We start from the raw sequence: 14,562 nt of genomic DNA on the forward strand, positions 1-14,562 counted from the left end.
GCTGACTGCCTTATGAAAAATGCAATTTTTGGTACCCTTATCGCAACTGCTCTTCTTTCGGGCTGTAATCAAACTTCAGAGAAAGGGTCAGGTGATGGGGAAAAGCTGGTCGTTGGCGCTACTATGCTGAGCATGCAGAATGAATTTATCGTGAATGTGAGTGATGAAATGGAGGCGAAGGCTAAGGAACTGGATGTGGACCTGATCACAGTTGACGCGGAACGTTCGGCGTTGAAGCAGGTGGAGCAGGTGGAAAGCTTTATAGCTCAGGGAGTTGATGCAATTATCATGAATCCTTGTGAAGTAGAAGCCAGCTCTCCGGCAGTGAAGCTGGCGATGGCGGCAAATATTCCTATTATCAATGTAAACTCAGAAACTTCTGCAAAACCAACCGCATTCGTCGGCTCGGACGATACGGAATCGGCTCGCATTGCGATGAAGTATCTGGCGGAAAAGTTGGGCGGAAAAGGGAATATATTGATAATGCACGGTTTTATGGGTCAGGCCGCGCAGCTTAAAAGGGACAATGGAGCTAAAGAAATATTGAAAGCAAATCCTGGTTTAAAACTGCTAGCCGAGCAGACCGGCGAGTGGGACCGTGCAAAAGGAATGTCACTCACCGAAAACTGGATCCAATCTTACGGTTCAAAGATCAACGCCATTTTCGCACATAATGACGAAATGGGAATGGGAGCTGTAAAAGCGCTGGAAGCAGCCGGTCTAAAAAACAAAGTGATCGTAGTAAGCGTAGACGCGATCCCCGATGCATTGCAGGCCGTGAAAAAAGGTACTTTGGACGCAACAATCTTCCAAAATGCCAAAGAGCAAGGCAGCAAAGCAATTGAAACAGCAGTAAAAGCAGCAAAAAAGGAGGCGTTTGATAAAGAGGTATTAATACCTTTTCAGCTGGTGACGAAGGAGAATGTGGGGGAGTTTTTAAAGTAGGGTAACCTTGTTGGCGGTTTTAATTATTATCTTTAAATGAAGGTCACATTAAAGATCTGAGACTATGGCGATCACTTATCATATTAAGGTAAAGAAAGACTATGCAGCCGATCTGATTGAAGATTTGGAGAAGGTTGATGCAATAGAGGTCTTTGCTTCCGAAAATGAATCCACCATCGAAATAGCCGATTGGCAGAAGGAAACAGTTTTAGCTCGATTAAAAGAGGCCAAGACAAGTCCAGAAACCCTGATTAGCTGGACACAAGCCAAAGAGCGAATTGAAAAATTAATTAGTTAATGACTTTTAAGATATTAGTTTCACCACACGCACTTGATGATATAGAAGCCGCCGCCCATTACTACAACGAAAAGGTAACGGGTTTGGGAAGCCGATTTGCTCACCAGGTGCAAAGCACTATTGAGAAGATTGCAGATAATCCATTTATGTATGAAGTACGGTACAATGGAATTCGATGTGCAGGAGTTTGGAAATTCCCCTTTCTTATTCATTTTACGGCAGATAAAGAAGCAGGTACTGTGTTGATACTATCGGTGTACAGCACCTATCAGAATCCAAAATGGTAGAGTAGCAAAATGTTTCTTCTAGTCTCAGGGAGTTTTAGGAGTCGAATTACTCTCTATCCCTATCCAGAGACGAAAAATTCACATTTTTTAGCTGTTCACGGACAAGTTTCAATTTTGCTTCCACAGCGGCTTCGAGACTAGGATAAGTAATCACTTCTCTTGGAATTCGTCTCTTGGATTTGTCTATTACGTTCATTTTAATGTGCGTTTAAGCTTTACTAAATATCCAACGTACCTCTTATTCGGTTGAAAAGGCTCCGGTTCGTCCTTCATGATTCCATAAATTTCATAATATTTCGTGACATCCAAAAATTCCCGACTGATAATCACCCGGTAAAGCCTGATCCTTGCAGGAGTACTACCGGTGAAATAGACTGATCTCATCGGGTACTTGCCTAGAAAAATGGCTACCGTTCGAATTACAGTCGCCATGATAGTCTCTAAATCACCATTGTTAGTGATCGTTAGATCGCATAAGTCTCCGTCTGCTAAAAGATGACCTAGAAACAGGTTATATTGATTGAAATTTGACGCCACCGGCGAATAGATCACAACCTTCCTGTCTGTCTTCAAACTCCCCTTGCTCACAAATTCAAAATAACAGCACGACTCGTCGTGTGTGAATGCGTAAATGTCTGACTTCAATGGCTGTTCTTGTTATATAGCTTTAGACGTCAGTTTCCGCAAATGGTAACAAGGTATTTTATATAAAGTAAAATCCGGCTACGCTCGTGCTTTTAGAAGCATCGTTTTAGATTTGAACCAATAGACTTTTACATGAACAATTTCAATATCAACCGCCGGAATTTTCTGCATGGTGCAACTGCGGCCCTGGCGCTTTCCAGTTTTGGAGCAAGAGGGATGGACCTTATTAATCCGCCTAAAACACTTCGGGTAGGTTTGATAGGTACAGGCTGGTATGGAAAAAGTGACTTGTTCAGGTTGATTCAGGTGGCTCCCGTTGAAGTACTGGCGCTTTGTGATGTGGATAAAAATCAGTTAAATGAAGCAGGTAAACTCGTGAGTCAGCGGCAGAAATCGGGGAAGGTACCAAAGCTTTACGGAGATTATCAGAAAATGCTTGCTGAGAATGAAATGGACATTGTCCTGATCGGTACGCCCGATCACTGGCACGCATTGCAGATGATCGACGCTGTGAAAGCCGGCGCGCACGTGTATGTTCAGAAGCCGATCAGCGTGGATGTGCTGGAAGGTGAAGCGATGGTGGCTGCCGCGCGTAAATACAAAAAAGTGGTACAGGTAGGAACGCAGCGCAAGAGCACTCCCCACTTGATTGACGCCAAGAAAAATATTGTAGACGCTGGTCTGTTAGGTAAGATATCGCACGTAGAAATGTGCTGCTATTTCCATATGCGCAACAATGGAAATCCGCCTGTGGAAGCAGTGCCTGCATTTTTGGACTATGAAAAATGGACAGGACCGGCGCCACTTCGGCCCTACGACGGAATACCGCACGTTCGCTGGTGGCGGACTTTCATGGAATATGGAAATGGCATTACCGGAGATATGTGCGTGCACATGTTTGATACGGTTCGCTGGATGCTAAAACTCGGCTGGCCGAAAAAAATCAGTTCAACCGGTGGCATTTACGTTCAGAAGGAAGGTAAGTCCAATATTTCCGATACCCAGTCAGCTATTTTTGAATATGATGGGCTAAATTGTGTGTGGCAGCATCGCACGTGGGGAGCGCCGAACAATCCCGATTACCCGTGGTCATTTACATTATATGGCGAAAAAGGCACGCTCTGGGCGAGTACCATGGCGTACGATTTCATTCCGCAAGGTAAAGGCGAGAAAATCCATAAGGATGTGGTTTACGAAAAAGAAAAGTATCCGGAAGATTTGAAAGAAGATAAGATAGAACTCAATGCCGCGCCAGCGACAAGACTACATATGCTCGATTTTCTGAGTGCGATTGATCAGAGCAGTAAGCCGGTGGCAGATATTGAGGAAGGTCACATTTCTACCGCAAGCTGTATTCTCGCAAATCTCTCTATGAAAACCGGCAGGTCGCTTGTTTATGATCCTGTTAAACGCGAAATTGTTGGGGATAGAGAAGCGACCGCATTGTTGGCGCGTGAGTACCGTTCCCCCTACATTCATCCCGACTATAAAACCGTTTAGTTTGATTTAAAAGCTTGTGGTCCCCGAATACTCCAGTGCATCGCGTCCGGCAAAACCCGGGCGCTTTTTTGTTGCTGGTATGAAATTTATAAAGCGACATAACAATTTGATAAAAAAGGAGTTTATAGATTGTTTTCCGACCATTTTAAACCTTTTACCCTCGGAAACTGTCAGATATATTGTTAAACTAAACGTTCAATCAAAAGATGAAAAACATAGTGAAGTTGATGAAATCCGCAGGCATTGCGGTAGTGGCGGGAGTGCTGATCATGGCGTGCAGCCAGGCGCTTCAGGTAAGTTACGATTACGATTCATCCGTTAATTTAAAGCAGTTCAAAACGTTCAAGGTAGAGGCGGAACACAATATGGAAAGTGATCCGTTACTGGGCAGCGAACTGAACAGAAGAAGGTTGGGGGATGCAGTAAAAGAGGTAATGGAAGCGAAAGGTTACAAATACGACCAGCAAAGCCCTGAGCTGATCGTTCGTTTCATGACGGACGTGAAAGACCGTCAGCAGGTTCGCTCCAATAACATGTACTCGCCTTACATGTGGTGGTATGGTGGTGGTAACAACATTTCTACCTACAACTACCAGGAAAGTCGCTTTATCCTGAACATTTATCAGAAAAATAGCGACAAGATGATCTGGCAAGGTTGGGCTTCCGGTAAAGTGAAAGCTCCGACCAAAAAAGAAGATCGCGAAACAATGGTTAAAAATACCATGACCGATATTCTGAGAACTTTCCCGCAAGCGACGCAGGATACGTATAGCAGGAAGTAATTTGGTGCTGGATTAAAATGAAAGCGAGCCGCTCAATCGAGCGGCTCGCTTTGGTTAATGTACTACGGGAACTCTTGGCTCCATTTCTTCTTTTCGGATTTTAGCATATTCAATCGGATCAGGTTCATCGATGGGATAATGGTCTGATTCGTATTTGTTCACCATTGAAACCAGCATTTCCAGCTCAATAGCTTCTGACGAGCCAGCTGGTGCATCGAATAGTTCGTCAATGCGTACTATAATGCGATTGTAGTCCTCTTCCGTTTCTATTTCTCTCGTTTCCATGTCAGCATTAAATTTTCGCAGCATTAATTTTGTCGTAATCGGCATGCGATCCTATCCACTTGATCATGACTCTTTTGTATTCGAAATTCACGCGGGCAATCAGTCTGTAATGATTTCCTTTGATATTAAATATGATTCTGTTGTCAGCAATCATATCAGCACTTTGAAAATCCTTTCGGACCGCATTAAAATCTTTCCACTGCGCTTTTCGAACCGTCTTGAACCAAGAGGTAAGGTAAACTTTACCGTCAGGATGTTCAATGTAAAACTCCCTCAGAATTTTGAAGCTGATAACATTCATTGATGTGTGTGATAGTCAAACAAATATAGCGACAAAAATCGTTTCGTGAAAAACTACAAACTCTCCCCATTGCGATACTCCTCCGAAGCCTTTTTCACAATCTGGTCGCCCGCATGCAGGTCGCCAAATACCTCCACCAGCGTGTCTACAACAGTTCCTCTTTTTACCGGAACCCATTCTGCTTTTTTGTTTTTATCACGGATCACAAAAACCTGCTCGCTGGAACTTACTACCGAAGTAACAGGTACAAACAGGGTATTTGCCGATCTTTCAGTATTCAGTAAAACCTGTGCGTACATGCCCGCTTTCAGCTCATTTGATTTATTGACAAAATCAAATTCCGTGATCATAGCACGATGTTCTTCTGATAAAGTCCGCGAACTTCTGGCATAAACTGCGGTATACTTTTTCTCCGGACTGGCTGAAACTGTGAAATTTACCTCGCCTTTTGTAGGGATCGCACTGGAAAGATTTTCTGGAATAGCCAGAGTAAGGCGCAGTTTTGTGTTGTCTTCCAGCATAAACAAAGGCTTTGCCGCACTTTCACCCGGCCCCACCAATGCGCCCGGACTAATATTCCGCTCGGTTACGATTCCGTCGAAAGGGGCGGTAACTGTCAGGTATCTCGCTAATTCGGCCTTTGTTTCCATAAAAGATTTGGCGGCCTGCACGTTTCCTTTGGCTACCGCAGTGGCGGAGCTGTCGGTTAGTACTCTTGCTTTGGCAATGTCCAGTTCGTTGAGCGACACGGCGCCTTCTGTTTTGTTGGTCCTTACCAAGCGACTATATGTCAATGCGCTGGTTTGGTATTTCGTTGTTACTTCATGCAAATTTGCTTCGGCAGCGATTACCTGCGCTTTCGCCTGACTTAGCTCGGCGAGTATTTCAGGCGCTTCCAGAACCGCCAGGACCTGACCTTTCCGCACCATTGTTCCCCGGTCTGCATTCACGTTTTTGATAAATCCCTTCACTTTTGGATAAATACTTACCTTATTCCACGGTTTCAGTTCGCCCGGCAATGCAATTTGTTTGGCCGGTTTCAGACTTTGTACCTCCGCAAGTTCCACAGCAGCAGGTTGTTCGGTTTTTTGCTCGTGGTTCTTACTTGTTTCTGCCTCTGAACTGCACGCGCTCATTCCGATGGTAACCGTCAGAATGATTAGAAGAGATTTTAGGGTATTCATGGAAATGGATGTTTGAAGTTTTTTGAAGAAATTACTTTCAGGATCCTCAGGATCAAGGGAAACAGAATGGACGGAAGCTTTGCGCTGTACCATCGTGAACACAGCCGGCAGGATTAACAGTGAAGCCAATGTAGACGCAATCAACCCGCCAATTACAGCCTGACCAAGCGGCGCAATCTGGTCACCGCCTTCTCCCATTCCCGACGCCATGGGTACCATACCCGCGATCATCGCAATACTTGTCATCAGGATCGGCCGGATCCTGCTTCCGGCTGCGAGCATTACCGCTTTTGCTGCATCCTGCAATTTCAAGCGCAGATTTTCTGCATTGGTCACCATCAAAATGGCATTTGCAACCGATACGCCGACCGACATGATCAGTCCCATATAAGATTGCAGGTTCAGCGTCGCGCCGGTTAGCAGCAGTAAGCCGATTGACCCAACAACAACCGCCGGAATCGTAGACAAAACTACCAGCGACAGTTTGAAGGACTGATAAGTAGCCGCAAGCAGCAGGAACATGATCACAACTGCGATCAAAAGTCCGGTTTGCAAGCTGCTCAGTGTTTCGGTTAGCAAGTCAGTTTGTCCTTTCAGCTCAACCAAAACCCCACGCGGAGGCTCGCCCGCATTTTTGATTGCATTCTGAACAGCAGCTGATGCCGCTCCCAGGTCTTTTTGGTGAATGTTGGCAGTGACCGTTACCAGCCTATTCGGGCCGGCGCGGTCGTATTCACCGGGAGCAGTTTTTTCGGAAAAAGTGGCTACATCGGCCAGCAGCGGGTTACTTACGCCCGTTTTCAATGGGATGGTTCCAATATCTTCCACAGAAGTCATCTGATATTCCGGAATCTGAACCTGCACTTGATACGCCAATCCTTTTGAATCATCGAGCCAAAGGTTTTTATCCGTAAAACGGCTGGAAGAAGTAGCTGCAACCATCGACCTCGCTACCTGCGTCGAGGTAATGCCAAGCTGTCCTGCCCGCTCACGGTCGATTTTTACGTCCAGCACGGGATATTCAAGCGGTTGCGCAATCTGCACGTCACGGAGGAATGCGATCTGCTTCATTTCTTTCTGAATTTTCTTGGCAAATCTTCCTGCCTCTTCCACATCTTTCGCCGCCACAGTTACTTCGATCGGCGTCGACGCGCCCTGGCTCATTATCTTGTCCACCAGCTCGATCGGTTCGAAGGATATAGCCAGATTCGGGATTTCTTTTCCAATCCTTTCGCGTAGTTTTTCCTTCAATGCATCCATTTTTACAGGAAAATCCTCATGCAGCGAAACCTGCAATACCGCCTCGTGCGGGCCGCTGTTGAACACGAAAATGTTGGAGGTACCATAGCTGGAAGGCACAGTTCCCACGTACGCGGACGAGATTTCCACGTGCTCTTTGCCCACTTCCGATTTGATCAGGTTCAGTACCTTTAATGTAGCCTGTTCAGTCCGCTCCACGCGCGTTCCGTCGGGTACGCGAAGGCGCATTTGAAATTGGTGACTATTGGCTTTTGGTAAAATATCCGTCCCGATCAGCAGGAAGCCGCCTACAATCAGCAATACTGTTCCCACCAGATATACCGGCACTACCAGCTTGCCCCGGTTCATAATACCCGAGAGGAAATTGAGGTACCTGAGTTTGAATTTTTCAAAACCGGTAGGAGGCAATGAAGGATGCGCACCTTCTTCGATCACGTCGTTAACTTCCCGGTTATCCAGTGCCAAAGTGGGCGCTTCGTGGTGCGGGTGGTCTTTCAAAAGCCAGTTGGCCAAAACTGGTACCAATGTTTGGGAAAGCAAAAACGAGGCGATCATCGCGAAACCTACCGCCAGTGAAAGCGGCAAAAACATGGATCTCGGAATACCGCTCATGACAAACGAGGGCGCAAATACAGCAAGAATTGCGAGCAAAATCAGGAATTCAGGGAATGCAATTTCCTTACAAGCATCCCAGATAGCCTGTTCTTTAGGTTTGCCCATTTCCTGATGCTGGTGGATGTTTTCAATGGTCACCGTCGCCTGATCGACCAGTACGCCGATAGCCAGTGCGAGGCCGCTCAATGTCATGATATTGATTGTTTGTCCAAACAAATTCATCAATATCACAGCCGAAAGAATGGAGATCGGAATGGTAACGATCACGATAATCACACTGCGCCAGTCGCGGAGGAATAGGAGTACCATTAAACCCGTGAGCAATGCGCCGAGGATACCTTCTGTGATCAAGCTTTTTAGCGAGTTGGTAACATAAACCGACTGGTCAAACTCGTAAGAGATCTTCACATCTTCCGGAACTGCATTGCGCAGCTGCGGCAATGCAGCGCGGATATTGTTCACCACATCCAGCGTGGAAGCATCTGATTTTTTAACAACAGGAATATAAACTGCACGGCGACCATTGATCAATGCGTAGCTCACCGTCACATCAGCGCCATCTTCCACAGTACCTACATCGCGGACAAAAACGGTAGGTCCAGCGCCAACGCGGATAGGGATATTGGCGAAATCCTCGGGTTTCTTGATCAGCGAGTTAACCGGCGTCATCAAAGTCCGGTCGCCCATTCTGATATTACCCGCCGGTGAAGGCTGGTTGTTGGTAATAATGGATTTAATGATCTCTTCGGGCGTCAAATGGTAACTTCTGATACGCTCGGGATCTACGCGGATCACGATCGTGCGCTGGTTACCACCAAATGGCGGCGGACTTGAAACACCTTCAATCCGGCTGAACATAGGACGAACCCGCGACGAGGCAAAATCCTGGATCTCATTCAGAGAACGCGAAGAACTTTCAAAAACCATTTGCCCGATCGGCACCGAACTCGCGTCGAAGCGCACGACTTGCGGAGGCACCGTACCCTCGGGCATATACGCTTTCGCCCGCGACACATTGTTGGCAACCTCGGCCGCCGCCTGCGCCATATCTGTTCCCGGGTAAAAAGAAAGTTTGATCAGCGACAATCCCTGGATCGTTTTCACATCTACATCCCGGATACCCGAAACGTACAGAAAGTGGTCCTGGTAGCGCGTAGCGATGAAACCGTCCATCTGATCGGGCGCCATACCTCCGTAAGGCTGCACTACATATATTGTCGGTAAATCCAGATTTGGGAAAATGTCGACCGGAATGCTGCGGATCGACAGCACTGAAAAGAACAGAATTCCTATTACGACCACGACAATGGAAATCGGTTGCCGGAGTGCGGTTCGAATGAGTTGATACATAAGGATTATTTATTTTCTACCTGATTTAAAAAAATGGAGATATCTCCCGCCGCAGCAGCTTTCATGAGCAGCGAGCGCCAAACATTTCCGTTGGTGACGAACTTATCTACCTCCGCGCGGTTCAATGCATTGACACTCTGCGCCAATGTGAAAAGGTCGGTTAGTCCGCTCTGGTACCTTGCTTCTGCCTGATTGAAAGCACGTTGCGCCGCATTGAGCTGAACCGGAGTAAGCCGTGCCTGCTCCATGGAAAGTTGTAATTGTATCTCAGCCTCACGCGACTGGCGGTCGAGCTGTAATTTTTGGGTTTGGTAAATTTCCTTAAACCGCTCTACCTGAAATTGCTCGCTCTTGTAGTCATTTCTGACCCGGGCAATACTGGTAAGGTTCCAGCGGGTGGAAAGCCCAAACAAATAATTGTAAACCTGATAGTTAGCCCCGCTCGCGAAACTGGTATGATAGGAATCGTCTTTATTAGAAATCCCCGAACCCCGCGCCCAGCCAGCGCCGGTCAGTGAAACGGAGGGCAGAAAAGATCTTTTAATAGCAAGGCTCCTAGCCGTCGACGCATCCAGCTGGGCTTGCGAAAAACGCAATGCAGGATTTTTCAGGAAAGCATCTTCGGCTCCCGTTGGGACAGGTAATCTGGAATAAAATCCCATACTGTCTACCTGGATACTATCGCGCAATTCGCCCGTCAGTTCGGATAACCTCAGCTGCTGCGACTTTTCCGAACGCTGACTTTCCAACAAGGTCAGCCGCGCTTTTGCGAATTCTGCCGCGGCGAGCGAACTATCTACGCCCGGACGCATCCCCGAGCTCACAGCCGCGTCGGTGACATTCTTGAAAACGGTCGCGCGCTGCAAGTTTTGCCGCTGCGCCTCAACGAGTTTCTGATTAATTAAAAGAACGAGATATGCATCGATCACTCTGACCTGATGCTGGAAAAGCTCATTCTCATAATCTGCCTGTGTGCGGCTCAGATCGGCTTTTGCAGACTTCACTTCTGCTTTTACCTTGCCAAAATTGAAAACGCGCCAGTCGACCAGCGCGGTCGTGAAACTGCCGAATGTTCCGGTATAAATGTTCTCGGGGCGAATACCGCCGGAGGGAGAAATTGCGCTGCCTTCATTGGGCAGAAAAGCTCCGGCTACACTGTTATCAGTAGCGAATGTGTATTGATGCTGCACGATCAATGCAGGCAGATAATTCGTTTTAACAGCCTTCACGCGGCTCTCGGCACTGCGGATCTCAGCCTGTTTTGACCTCAGAAACGGAAAATTTTGTTTACTCTCTTCCAGAAGATCCTGCAACTGCACTTGCTGGGCATTTGCATTTACGAATAAAAAAAGAAGAACGGCGACCAGCTTCCAGACGTTTTTGAAAACGGGAGCAGGCTTTTGGCCGGGCGGAATTTGATTGAAACGGAGTCGATACATAGGATGCGGGCTATTCCGGTAAATTATTTTTGGTCAAAACTATTGGCCAATTCTGGAAACATTTGGGAAAAGCGTGGATAGCAAGCTGCTGTGCGATAAATTATTATCTTCCTAAATGTTTCCAGATTCGGGAGCTATTTTTGGCGCACACGAATTCACTGAAATGAAAGTATTAGTAGTCGAAGACGAAAAGGGGCTGGCGGAAAGCATTGTAGATTACCTCTCACGGGAAGGATTTGTGTGCGAAGTCGCGAATACATTTTGGCAGGCCGACGAAAAGATCAGCCTGTACCAATACGATTGCACGATCGTGGACCTCACGCTGCCTGACGGCGACGGTTTTAACATCGTCCAAACTTTGAAAAAGATAGCCGCAGCGACCGGTATCATCATTATTTCAGCGCGTAATACCCTGGAAGACAAGATCAAAGGGCTGGAAATTGGCTCGGACGATTATATGACAAAACCATTTCACTTGTCAGAACTGAATGCACGCGTGAAATCGCTGATCAGACGGCGGAATTTTGGCGGGAATAATGATATGGTCTGGAAAGAAATTCGCGTTCAGCTGCCTTCCAGGAAGGTTTTTATTGATGAAAAAGACACGGTACTATCCCGAAAAGAATACGATCTGCTGCTTTATTTTTTGTCAAATATCGATGTCGCATTGACCAAAGAAGCAATCGCCGAGCATTTGTGGGGCGATCACATGGATTCTTCGGATTCGCTTGATATGGTGTATTCGCATATCAAAAATCTCCGGCGCAAGATCCTCGAAAAAGGTGGGAAGGACTATATTCAATCGATTTACGGCATAGGCTACAAATTCACCGCGCCTTGAAACTGCTCGAAAAAACCAGTCGGATTTACCTGCTCGCTTCGCTTGTTATATATGTAGCCGTCGGTGTTGCATTTTACTGGATCACCACATTTATGATCTATGATGAGGTGGAAAGCCGGTTAATGGTCGAAAAGCGCGATTTTGAGACTTACCTCCAAACCAACAACACGTGGACTAACAACTCTTATTTTGTTGAAAATAAAATTGAAGTGGTGCCTGTATTTGGAGAATTTGAAAACGAAGCGACTTTCACCGACACGCTGATCTACAATCGGTACGAGCAGAGTATGGACCCTTTCCGGCAGCTTACTTTCTACACGATGATCGGCGGCTCACCTTACCGCGTCGCGATCCGGAAATCTATTGTGGAATCCTACAAGCTGATCGAGGCTATTTCTGCCGCGATGGTCACTTTTCTGGCGCTTTTGATGATCAGTATGTTCTTTTTTCAGCGAAATCTTTCGGGCAAATTGTGGCGGCCATTTTACGATTCGCTCGCCAGGATCAAGAATTTTGACTGGACGAAGGATAAAAAGCTGGAATTTGAAAGCAGTGAGATCTCCGAATTCAATGAGCTGGATGAAGTAATGGTGAAAATGGCTTCCAAAATGCAGCACGATTATAAAAGTCTGCGGGAGTTTACTGAAAATGCATCCCACGAAATACAAACGCCGCTGGCTTTGATCAATGCCCGGGTCGAGCAATTTATTCAATCACAGGATCTTAGCGAAAACCAGACGCATTGGATCGAGGAAATCTACCACGCTGCCCGCAGAATGTCGCGGCTCAACCAGGGACTTTTATTATTGGCTAAAATTGAAAATCAGCAGTTTACGGATCAGGAACCTATTGATTTGGCTGCATTGATCATAGCCAGGCTGAAAGATTTTGAAGATATTATCACGCACAAAAATATTATGGTACATACTGAATCGACAGGCAGTTTTGTGAAAACAATATCCCCGGCTCTTGCGGAAATAATGGTCACAAACCTGGTAAGCAATGCGATCAAGCACAATTATAACGACGGAAAACTTACGATTTTAACAGGAGCTAACTACTTCGTGATCAGCAATACAGGGCACGAATTGAAGGCGGATCCCGGGCGGCTGTTTGAAAGATTCAAGAAAGAATCGGCGCAGGCTGAATCGGTAGGTCTGGGGCTGGCGATCGTGAAGCAAATTTGTGATAATTATGAGCTGCACATCGACTACCGAAATGTCGATTCGCTGCATAGTATCAGGGTTTTTGCATAAAAAAATAGCGCGGAGAATATCTCCGCGCCAACTATTATTTCGCTTTCTGCAATTCTGCGGCGAGCGTTTTGTTATCCGGAAACTCCTGCGGGATCCAGCGATTTACAATCTTTCCACCCGAATCGGCAACCAGGAAAGGGTACCTGATATCGATCGCATATTTCTCTTTCAGAACCTCAATATTTTCGTCCGAGGCCCACAAATGCTTCACATTCGGGCGCTCCTTCACATATTGTTTCCAAGTTGAAAGGGGAATGCCGGGTGAGACTAACACGTACACAAACTGCACGTTAGCGCCGAATTTATCCTCCAAAGCCTTCATGCCCGGCTCGTGCTGACCAATGCTAAATGAAAACACCATGCAAACCGGCTTGCCCTGCAAAGAAGCGACGGTAACCGCACTGCTATCTGGCGCCAGCAGCGTGACATCCGCAAGAGCGTCGCCAGGCTGCAACGATTCTTTGGTCTGGATCAGCTTCGTAATGTATTCTGTGTTAGGTGATTGCGGGAATGTAGTCTTGAAATCTTCCAGCAGCGATTTGGCAGTTTCCACGGTTGGTATCGCAGTAGCTGCGTAGTTGAGCCAGTAAGTGAGCAGATATTCTTTTTGCTTCGGATATTCGGCCAGTTGCGTCTTGCTGAATGCATAAACGTCTTTCAGTGCATCCGGGCTGATCTCATAACGCGTTTCCGAAGCCAGCGGGAATTTTCGGGTAGATGGAATTAACGCCCAGTTGCGCAGCTCGTCTCGGTAAGCCTGGCTCAGCAATGCATCGTCGGGCATGATCTTGAAATCGGCCAAAGTAGCGTCTTCCAGTTCTTTACGTTGCGCATCGTCGAGCTTGGTCACCCTGTTCCTGCGCATAATGCGTTCCTGTATCAGCCTGCGGGTAAGTGCGGGCTCGGTGGCGGTAGTAGCCAATACATAAGCTTCAAATGCAGGGACGGACGGATTGGCGGTCTTAAACTTTTCATAAGCCTCCAATCTCACTTTTTTCAGACTATCACTTTGCGCCAAAACGCTTTTATTGTCGATCTGAGATGGTTTATAACCGAAAACTGGCAGGTATTGGTATTGGTTTTCGAGAAAATAATTTTTCAGGAAAGTCTGGTAATTCGCATTCTTGCCGTTAAAAGTAATATCGTTGTTTTCGGCAAAGTTGATGGTCAGATCGTCGCCGGGCTGCATAAAGAGCATCCAGGTTTTGTTAAGCCCGTTGCCACTGTATTGCAGGCGCATCATTTGTGGCTTATTGAGCTGGATAACCGCTTTTTCACTAGCTTTCTCGGCGAAGTTCACGGCCATAACCGGTTCGAGTTCAGCGTCGGCAAGCCCGATGCCCAGATTGGGGTGGAAGTGAACATTCTCGCTGATCAGCGTGACATTGACCGGACCCTGCTTGGAAATAGAAAGTGTAATCGTCGCAGTGTTCTGCGCGAATGTGTAGCAACTGAATAGTGTGAGTATCAGTACAGTAATTTTTCTCATATTTTGGTTTGATAACAGTTTTTCCTGAATAGGATTGTGTAAAAACTGTGCCAATATACGTAAAGGCGTTGCCGTATTGGTGCTG

At 46.6% G+C, this 14,562-nt stretch carries 13 protein-coding genes; 7 read left to right on the forward strand and 6 right to left on the reverse strand.

All coding sequences use genetic code 11. The features are described from left to right. Nucleotides 1–12 precede the first annotated feature (12 nt). The 3 genes from KOD92_RS15045 to KOD92_RS15055 all read left to right on the forward strand — a co-directional run bounded on the left by KOD92_RS15045 (nt 13) and on the right by KOD92_RS15055 (nt 1,530). Nucleotides 13–945, forward strand: coding sequence for a sugar ABC transporter substrate-binding protein (locus KOD92_RS15045; RefSeq protein WP_215234405.1), 933 nt, complete (start codon nt 13–15; stop codon nt 943–945). A gap of 64 nt (nt 946–1,009) precedes the next feature. After that, nucleotides 1,010–1,243, forward strand: coding sequence for a hypothetical protein (locus KOD92_RS15050; protein ID WP_215234406.1), 234 nt, complete (start codon nt 1,010–1,012; stop codon nt 1,241–1,243). Continuing rightward, nucleotides 1,243–1,530, forward strand: coding sequence for a type II toxin-antitoxin system RelE/ParE family toxin (locus KOD92_RS15055; protein WP_215234407.1), 288 nt, complete (start codon nt 1,243–1,245; stop codon nt 1,528–1,530). Before KOD92_RS15050 ends, KOD92_RS15055 begins: the two co-directional genes overlap by 1 nt. Before the next feature lie 192 nt (nt 1,531–1,722). Here KOD92_RS15055 and KOD92_RS15060 read toward each other — a convergent pair whose 3' ends face one another. Continuing rightward, nucleotides 1,723–2,175, reverse strand: a complete 453-nt coding sequence (locus KOD92_RS15060; RefSeq protein ID WP_215234408.1) for a DUF6934 family protein — start codon at nt 2,173–2,175, stop codon at nt 1,723–1,725. Nucleotides 2,176–2,307: 132 nt separating this feature from the next. On the opposite strand from KOD92_RS15060, the gene KOD92_RS15065 reads away from it, so the two are divergent. Together KOD92_RS15065 and KOD92_RS15070 are read left to right on the forward strand one after the other, a co-directional pair. After that, complete coding sequence (locus KOD92_RS15065) at nt 2,308–3,675, forward strand: Gfo/Idh/MocA family protein (RefSeq protein ID WP_215234409.1); 1,368 nt, start codon at nt 2,308–2,310, stop codon at nt 3,673–3,675. 206 nt (nt 3,676–3,881) lie between these two features. Continuing rightward, entirely contained in the window at nt 3,882–4,457 is a 576-nt protein-coding gene (locus KOD92_RS15070) for a DUF4136 domain-containing protein (RefSeq protein ID WP_215234410.1), read from the forward strand. Nucleotides 4,458–4,511: 54 nt separating this feature from the next. Here the strand turns inward: KOD92_RS15070 and KOD92_RS15075 are convergent, their stop codons facing one another. Genes KOD92_RS15075 through KOD92_RS15090 form a run of 4 tightly spaced genes read right to left on the reverse strand, consistent with a single transcriptional unit; the run spans nt 4,512 to nt 10,891 of the window. Continuing rightward, nucleotides 4,512–4,742 carry a hypothetical protein gene (locus KOD92_RS15075; RefSeq protein ID WP_215234411.1) on the reverse strand — a complete coding sequence of 77 codons (231 nt, stop codon included), beginning with the start codon at nt 4,740–4,742 and terminating at the stop codon, nt 4,512–4,514. A 7-nt stretch (nt 4,743–4,749) separates the two neighbouring features. After that, entirely contained in the window at nt 4,750–5,043 is a 294-nt protein-coding gene (locus tag KOD92_RS15080; RefSeq protein ID WP_215234412.1) for a type II toxin-antitoxin system HigB family toxin, read from the reverse strand. Between the two features lie 53 nt (nt 5,044–5,096). After that, nucleotides 5,097–9,452 carry an efflux RND transporter permease subunit gene (locus KOD92_RS15085; protein ID WP_215234413.1) on the reverse strand — a complete coding sequence of 1,452 codons (4,356 nt, stop codon included), beginning with the start codon at nt 9,450–9,452 and terminating at the stop codon, nt 5,097–5,099. 5 nt (nt 9,453–9,457) lie between these two features. Further along, on the reverse strand, nt 9,458–10,891 hold the full coding sequence (locus tag KOD92_RS15090) for a TolC family protein (protein WP_215234414.1): 1,434 nt from the start codon (nt 10,889–10,891) through the stop codon (nt 9,458–9,460). Between the two features lie 163 nt (nt 10,892–11,054). Between KOD92_RS15090 and KOD92_RS15095 the strand changes: the two genes are divergently transcribed. Further along, nucleotides 11,055–11,732: a response regulator transcription factor gene (locus KOD92_RS15095; RefSeq protein WP_215234415.1), complete on the forward strand. Its 678-nt coding sequence runs from the start codon at nt 11,055–11,057 to the stop codon at nt 11,730–11,732. After that, nucleotides 11,729–12,988 (forward strand): sensor histidine kinase, encoded by a 1,260-nt coding sequence (locus KOD92_RS15100; RefSeq protein WP_215234416.1) that lies wholly within the window; start codon nt 11,729–11,731, stop codon nt 12,986–12,988. The genes KOD92_RS15095 and KOD92_RS15100 overlap by 4 nt, the downstream gene beginning before the upstream one ends. A gap of 34 nt (nt 12,989–13,022) precedes the next feature. Here the strand turns inward: KOD92_RS15100 and KOD92_RS15105 are convergent, their stop codons facing one another. After that, the gene (locus KOD92_RS15105) at nt 13,023–14,477 is read right to left on the reverse strand and encodes a peroxiredoxin family protein (RefSeq protein WP_215234417.1); all 1,455 of its coding nucleotides are present in this window, start codon (nt 14,475–14,477) and stop codon (nt 13,023–13,025) included. Nucleotides 14,478–14,562: the final 85 nt, after the last annotated feature.

The sequence above is a fragment of the Dyadobacter linearis genome (assembly GCF_907165045.1).
Taxonomy (GTDB): domain Bacteria; phylum Bacteroidota; class Bacteroidia; order Cytophagales; family Spirosomataceae; genus Dyadobacter; species Dyadobacter linearis.

Excerpts from the sequence above, each read along its gene's own strand:
- KOD92_RS15045 (WP_215234405.1), top strand. The coding sequence starts at position 13 with ATGAAAAATGCAATTTTTGGTACCCTTATCGCAACTGCTCTTCTTTCG.
- KOD92_RS15075 (WP_215234411.1), bottom strand. The coding sequence starts at position 4,742 with ATGGAAACGAGAGAAATAGAAACGGAAGAGGACTACAATCGCATTATA.
- KOD92_RS15085 (WP_215234413.1), bottom strand. The coding sequence starts at position 9,452 with ATGTATCAACTCATTCGAACCGCACTCCGGCAACCGATTTCCATTGTC.
- KOD92_RS15070 (WP_215234410.1), top strand. The coding sequence starts at position 3,882 with ATGAAAAACATAGTGAAGTTGATGAAATCCGCAGGCATTGCGGTAGTG.
- KOD92_RS15050 (WP_215234406.1), top strand. The coding sequence starts at position 1,010 with ATGGCGATCACTTATCATATTAAGGTAAAGAAAGACTATGCAGCCGAT.
- KOD92_RS15090 (WP_215234414.1), bottom strand. The coding sequence starts at position 10,891 with ATGTATCGACTCCGTTTCAATCAAATTCCGCCCGGCCAAAAGCCTGCT.
- KOD92_RS15080 (WP_215234412.1), bottom strand. The coding sequence starts at position 5,043 with ATGAATGTTATCAGCTTCAAAATTCTGAGGGAGTTTTACATTGAACAT.
- KOD92_RS15105 (WP_215234417.1), bottom strand. The coding sequence starts at position 14,477 with ATGAGAAAAATTACTGTACTGATACTCACACTATTCAGTTGCTACACA.
- KOD92_RS15095 (WP_215234415.1), top strand. The coding sequence starts at position 11,055 with ATGAAAGTATTAGTAGTCGAAGACGAAAAGGGGCTGGCGGAAAGCATT.
- KOD92_RS15055 (WP_215234407.1), top strand. The coding sequence starts at position 1,243 with ATGACTTTTAAGATATTAGTTTCACCACACGCACTTGATGATATAGAA.
- KOD92_RS15065 (WP_215234409.1), top strand. The coding sequence starts at position 2,308 with ATGAACAATTTCAATATCAACCGCCGGAATTTTCTGCATGGTGCAACT.